This window comes from Pseudomonas tehranensis (genome assembly GCF_014268615.1).
Lineage (GTDB): Bacteria > Pseudomonadota > Gammaproteobacteria > Pseudomonadales > Pseudomonadaceae > Aquipseudomonas > Aquipseudomonas tehranensis.
The window spans coordinates 1-6,338 of the sequence record NZ_JABWQV010000268.1; the positions used below are offsets into that span (position 1 = coordinate 1).

Genomic DNA, 6,338 nt, shown 5'->3' on the forward strand with positions numbered 1-6,338 from the left:
CGGGCTGCCGCCGTACCGGGCAACTCCGGTGGCAGGCCAAGGGTCGGTGCCAGAACGAAGGTGGCATAACCGGCCAGCCCCCAGAGCAATCCCTGGGACGTGCGAGTCGGCGCACGCAAGGTGTACAAGCCGGCCAACATCAGGGCGAAACCCACCGCGACTACCAGATTGCCGCCGGTAGTGGAGAGCACTCGCTGCCAACCGTCTTCCGGTTCCCACGCTTCGCCGTCATGGGCATGAGCAACCCCGGGGGCGTGCTCATGAAGCTCGGTAGCCGGTGCGCTTTCGTAGGTTTCGGCCTGCAGAATCAGCGGCGATACCCAGAAACTCTGGAGGAGGGTCAGCAGCAGGGCGGCCAGCAACCCGCTGAAACCGGCAGTTTGGGCGATACGCTTGATCATGTCGTCAGGTCTCAATGGCACGGAAATGCGGCGCTGTGGCGGGTGTCGTGGGCCGCGTTGTGCACCGCTTCGATGTGGGAGAAACCGGCGAAATAGACCAGGCCCGCGCCGAGGATCGAGGCGAAGATCGCCGCGCTCAGGCGCTGGCTCAGGGTTGTGGAGCTGCTGGCGGTACGGGCGGTGCTGCTGATGGTCGACATGGCGCTTCCCTATGGTCTTGTCATCGGGTGAAGCGAGCGCAATGAAACCCCGGGCGCAGGCCCGCCAAGGTTCGAACAGCGCCCGCCCACCGCGGGTTTGTTGATGCATGGGTCATGGGCCGGTCTCCGGGCTCGCGAGGGGCAGGGCTTGTGCCTGGCCGACAAGCGTCACCTTCCCATGCCGTGAGGCACAGTGGATCTAACGCTTCTCTCGCTTACCGTTGCGGGGGCAGCACCGGACTGACGTGGCCTTGAAGTAAAGCACACGATTCACCGGTTTCCCGTTTCACCCTGTGAAGGGCACCCGTAACTAGGCGCACAGGAGAGCATGGGCGGGGGCGGGGCGTCAATTGGCATGGATTATCAGCCTGGCACCGAGTTGCGCCCTTCGCGAGCAAGCCGGCTCCTACACTGGATCTACATTGGCCTCAAATTTGGGCCCGGCGAAGATCCAGTGTGGGAGCGGGCTTGCTCGCGAAGGCGGCAGCACATGCACCACCGAACTCTCTGGAGATTGACCCGCCCCCACACCCTGCGTAGCCTTGCGCCTTCGAGGTTCTTCGGCATTGGCCGAAGCTAAGAAGGGAACGCGGTCCAAGCCGCGGCTGCCCCCGCAACTGTGAACGGTGATGTTGTTGCAAAGCCACTGCGCATGCTCTTTTACCAAGGGTGCACGGGAAGGCGCAGCAACTGCCAGTCGAATGACTGGCCCGCCGTCAGCCAGGAGACCTGCCTCGACACAGATTCTCACTACAACCGGGCGGGGTGATCCGGTGGCGAAATCTTCCGCGTGCGCCTATGCGTGCGGGTTGTCGTCCCGTTTGCCCGCCACCTTGCCAAAGGGCATCCGATGAAAACACTGGCCAAACTCCCTGTCACCATCGTCACCGGTTTCCTCGGCTCGGGTAAAACCACCTTGCTGCGGCACATGCTCGACAACGCCCAGGGCCGCCGCATCGCCGTGATCGTCAATGAGTTCGGCGAGCTGGGCATCGACGGCGAGATCCTCAAGCAGTGCTCGATCGGCTGCACCGAAGAAGAAGCCAGCGGTCGCGTCTATGAATTGGCCAACGGTTGCCTGTGCTGCACCGTACAGGAAGAGTTTTTCCCGGTGATGCGCGAGTTGGTGGCGCGGCGCGGTGACCTCGATCACATCCTCATCGAAACTTCCGGCCTGGCCCTGCCCAAACCGCTGGTCCAGGCTTTCCAGTGGCCGGAGATCCGCAGCGCCTGCACCGTCGATGCGGTGATCACCGTGGTCGACAGCCCAGCCGTGGCCGCCGGCACGTTCGCCGCGTTCCCGGACCAGGTCGATGCCCAGCGCAAACTTGACCCGAATCTGGACCATGAATCACCGCTGCACGAGCTGTTCGCCGATCAACTGGCGAGCGCCGACCTGGTGATCCTCAACAAAGCCGACCTGATCAGCCCTGAAGACCTGGCCAAGGTGCGCCTGGAAGTGGCCGAGGAGCTGCCGCCGGCGGTCAAGGTCATCGAAGCCAGTAGCGGTCGCCTGCCCCTGGAAGTGCTGATCGGCCTGGGCGCCGGCTCCGAGGAGCACATCGACAGCCGCCACAGCCATCACGACCATCACCATGACGGCGACGATGACGACCACGATCACGACGCCTTCGATTCCATTTCCATCGAACTGCCCCAGGCTGACGAAAGCCTGCTGCTGGACGCACTGACTCAACTGGTGGTCCAGCACGGTGTGCTGCGGGTCAAGGGGTTCGCGGCGATTCCCGGCAAGCCGATGCGTTTGCTGATCCAGGGCGTGGGCACGCGCTTCGACAAACATTTCGACCGCCAGTGGGGCGCCGATGAAGCTCGGGTGACCCGCCTGGTGCTGATCGGCCAGGCGCTGGATGCCGGGCTGCTCGAAGCGCAACTGCGCGCCGCCCTCAGCGTCTAAGCCATGCACCTGCTCAGGACCCAGCCCGGCGGATTTGTGTCGGACGACAACATTGCCGATCTCGGACAAACCCCCGCCGAGCTGGTGATCCTGTGCAGCGGCGACTCTAGCCTGGCGTTGCTGGCCGAAGCGGCGCGGCAGTTGCCCGACGACTATCCGCAGTTTCGCCTCGCCAACCCGATGCAGGTGCAGAACCACGCCTCGGTGGATCTGTATTTCGACGACGTGTTGCGTCACGCCAAGGTCATCCTGCTCTCCCTGCATGGTGGCATCGGTTATTGGCGCTATGGCATAGAACGTCTGATGGAACTGACCGGGCGTGGGGTGAAGCTGATCCTGGTGCCGGGAGACGATCGACCGGACCCGGAGCTCAGCGACCTGAGCAACGTGCCCAATGAGGATCGGGACCGGCTCTGGCAGTTCCTGCGCCAGGGAGGTTTGGGCAATGCCCTGGATCTGTTCCGTAACCTGGCCAGCCAATGGTTCGGTCGCGACTATCCTTGGAGCGAACCCCAAGCCCTGCCGCGTACGGCGATCTACCATCCGCAAACAACCAACGCCACCCTGAGCGATTGGCAAAGCGACTGGCGGGCTGAGCAGCCGGTGGCGGCGGTCCTGTTCTATCGCTCTCACCTGCAAGCGGCGAACACGGCGTTCATCGACGTGTTTTGCCAGCGCCTGCACGCGGCGGGGCTCAATCCCTTGCCCATTGCCGTGGCGAGCCTCAAGGAGCCCGGTTGCCTGACCTTGGTCGAAGACTGGCTGGATGAGGTGGCGGCGGGGGTGATCCTCAACACCACCGGCTTCGCCCAATCGAGCCCCGAAGCGCCACACGTGCGACCGTTTCGCCGCAATATTCCGGTGATCCAGGCGATCTGCGCCCAGGACAACGAGCCCGGTTGGCGCGCCAGTGAGCAAGGCCTGGGCCCGCGGGATCTGGCGATGCACATTGCCCTGCCGGAGCTGGACGGGCGGATCATCAGTCGCCCCATCAGTTTCAAGGACCTGGCCTGGCGCAGCGAGCGTAGCCAGAGCGATGTGGTCTGCTACCGGGCCGTGCCCGAGCGCATGGATTTTGTCGCTGAGTTGGCGCGGCGCTGGACCACCCTGGCGTGCCTGCCCAATTCGCAGAAGCGCGTGGCGCTGATCCTCGCCAACTACCCGACCCGGGATGGGCGCATCGGTAACGGTGTCGGCCTGGACACCCCAGCGGCGGCGGTGAATATCCTGCGGGCTATGCAGGCCGAGGGCTACCCGCTGCCGGCCGAACTGCCGGCGAGCGGCACTGCGCTGATCCAGCAGTTGCTCGGTGGGGTCAGCAATGATCTGGACAGCCTCGACCTGCGTCCATGTCACCAGAGCCTGGCCCTCGATGCCTACCAGGCCATGTTCGACGCGCTGCCCGAGGCCAATCGCCAAGCAGTGCTGGAGCGCTGGGGCTCGCCCGAACAGGATCCGATGTTCCGCGATGGCCGGCTGATGATCGCGGGTGTGCGCCTGAGCCTGACGTTTGTCGGCATCCAGCCGGCCCGGGGTTACCAAGTCGATCCGAGTGCCGTTTACCACGACCCGGACCTGGTGCCGCCCCATGGCTACCTGGCGTTTTATTTCTGGCTGCGGCACACCTACGGCGTCCACGCGCTGATTCATGTCGGCAAGCACGGCAACCTCGAATGGCTGCCGGGCAAGGGCGTCGGGCTGTCGGAAAACTGCTGGCCGGATGCGCTGCTGGGACCGTTGCCGAACATCTATCCGTTCATCGTCAATGACCCGGGCGAGGGCGCCCAGGCCAAGCGTCGCACCCAAGCCGTGATTATCGATCACTTGATGCCGCCGCTGACCCGGGCCGAAACCTATGGGCCGCTGCGTAACCTTGAGCAGTTGGCTGACGAATACTACGAAGCGCAGTTGCTTGACCCACGCCGCGCCCGGGAATTGCAGCGAGACATTCTGAATCTGGTGCGCGAAACCCACATCGACCGCGAGTTGCAACTGGACGGCGACGCTGACGTGGCAATCTGGCTGCCGCGCCTGGACACCTACTTGTGCGATCTGAAGGAGTCGCAGATCCGCGACGGCCTGCACATTTTCGGCGAGTCACCTACCGCACGGTTGCGCATCGATACCTTGCTGGCGTTGCTGCGTATTCCTCGGGGCGATGGCAAGGGCGCGCAGTCGAGTTTGCTGCGGGCGCTGGCCAAGGCCTTCGCGTTGGGTTTCGATCCGCTGGATTGTGCGCTGGCCGAACCCTGGACCGGCGCTTGTCCTGACGCCTTGCGTCGGATCAGCGACGAACCTTGGCGTACTGCTGGCGATACTCGTGAACGTTTGGAATTGTTCGCCGGGCAATTGATCGAGCAGGCGCTGGAAGGGGGGGGCGAGCAACTTCAGGCACCGGGTTGGGAGACGGTGAACAGCATTATTGAAAACCTGCGCGGCGTCGTGGCGCCGCGTCTGGACGCCTGCGGTCCGGCGGAAATGCGCGGTTTGCTCGATGCCTTGAGCGGGCGCTTCGTGCCGGCCGGCCCCAGCGGTGCGCCCAGTCGCGGACGCCTGGATGTGCTGCCCACCGGGCGCAACTTCTTCTCGGTGGACGTGCGCAACCTGCCCACCACCACCGCGTGGCGTATCGGTTTTCAGTCGGCGAACCTGATCCTCGAACGGCACTTGCAGGATCACGGTGATCACCTGTGCCAGCTCGGTCTGTCGGTGTGGGGCACCGCCACCATGCGCACCGGCGGCGACGACATTGCCCAGGCCATGGCGTTGATGGGCGTGCGTCCGGTGTGGGCCACGGGCAGCCAGCGAGTCGATGATTTCGAGATACTGCCGTTGACTCTGCTGGACCGGCCTCGGGTCGATGTCACGCTGCGGGTCTCTGGGTTCTTCCGGGACGCCTTTGCCAATCTGATCCGCCTGTTCGATGCGGCGGTGCAGGCCGTCGCCGCCCTCGACGAACCGGACGACATGAATCCTTTGGCGGCGAAGGTGCGCAGCGAGCGCCAGGCCCTGTTGGAATCGGGCCTTGAACCGGAGGTCGCGGCCCGTCAGGCCGGCTGGAGGATTTTCGGCGCCAAGCCCGGCGCCTACGGCGCGGGTGTGCAGGGTGCCATCGACGGCCGCCTGTGGCAGAGCCGCGAAGACCTGGCCGAGGTGTACCTGAACTGGGGCGGCTACGCCTACGGCGCCGGCGATGAAGGCACTGCCGCCCGGGAGCAGTTTTCCCGGCGCTTGAGCCAGGTGCAGGCGGTGTTGCAGAACCAGGACAATCGCGAACACGACCTGCTCGATTCCAACGATTACTACCAGTTCCAGGGCGGCATGCTGGCGGCGGTGGAGACCCTTGGCGGCGAAACGGCGGCCAGTTACCACGGCGATCACAGCCAGCCGGACTTGCCCAAGATCCGCACGTTGAAAGAAGAGCTCAACCGTGTGATTCGTTCCCGGGCGGCCAATCCGAAGTGGATCGACGGGATCAAGCGCCACGGCTATAAAGGTGCGTTTGAACTGGCGGCGACGGTGGACAACCTGTTCGCCTTCGACGCCACCACGCAGTTGATCGACGATCACCAGTACGCCTTGCTGGCCGAGGCTTATCTGCTGGACCCGGACACTCGGGACTTCGTCCGCCAGCACAACCCTGATGCCCTGCGCGACATGACTGAGCGCATGCTCGAAGCGCAGCAGCGAGGGATGTGGCAGGAGCCCGGGGAGTATCGAGAGGCGCTGGAGAACTTGTTGTTGGACATCGAGGAGGATGGCTGATTGTCTAGCCAGCCGGCCATGCGCAGAGCTTGTGGCGAGGGGATTTATCCCCGCTGG

At 64.4% G+C, this 6,338-nt stretch carries 4 protein-coding genes and 2 riboswitches; of the genes, 2 read left to right on the forward strand and 2 right to left on the reverse strand.

The annotated features are described in order from the left end of the window. Positions 1-401 (reverse strand): CbtA family protein (locus HU811_RS23645; protein ID WP_186658383.1); only part of this gene is annotated, 401 nt, incomplete at its 3' end. An 11-nt stretch (positions 402-412) separates the two neighbouring features. Next, the gene (locus HU811_RS23650) at positions 413-601 is read right to left on the reverse strand and encodes a CbtB domain-containing protein (RefSeq protein ID WP_047227828.1); all 189 of its coding nucleotides are present in this window, start codon (positions 599-601) and stop codon (positions 413-415) included. A 100-nt stretch (positions 602-701) separates the two neighbouring features. After that, a riboswitch (cobalamin riboswitch) is annotated at positions 702-924 on the reverse strand. A gap of 213 nt (positions 925-1,137) precedes the next feature. Then, a riboswitch (cobalamin riboswitch) is annotated at positions 1,138-1,352 on the forward strand. Positions 1,353-1,451: 99 nt separating this feature from the next. Between HU811_RS23650 and cobW the strand changes: the two genes are divergently transcribed. Then, the gene (gene cobW / locus HU811_RS23655) at positions 1,452-2,516 is read left to right on the forward strand and encodes a cobalamin biosynthesis protein CobW (protein WP_186658384.1); all 1,065 of its coding nucleotides are present in this window, start codon (positions 1,452-1,454) and stop codon (positions 2,514-2,516) included. Between the two features lie 3 nt (positions 2,517-2,519). Continuing rightward, complete coding sequence (gene cobN / locus HU811_RS23660; protein WP_186658385.1) at positions 2,520-6,281, forward strand: cobaltochelatase subunit CobN; 3,762 nt, start codon at positions 2,520-2,522, stop codon at positions 6,279-6,281. Positions 6,282-6,338: the final 57 nt, after the last annotated feature.

What these genes read in the sequence shown, in the direction of transcription:
- HU811_RS23650 (WP_047227828.1), bottom strand. Translation starts at nt 601, where the DNA reads ATGTCGACCATCAGCAGCACCGCCCGTACCGCCAGCAGCTCCACAACC.
- cobW (WP_186658384.1), top strand. Translation starts at nt 1,452, where the DNA reads ATGAAAACACTGGCCAAACTCCCTGTCACCATCGTCACCGGTTTCCTC.
- cobN (WP_186658385.1), top strand. Translation starts at nt 2,520, where the DNA reads ATGCACCTGCTCAGGACCCAGCCCGGCGGATTTGTGTCGGACGACAAC.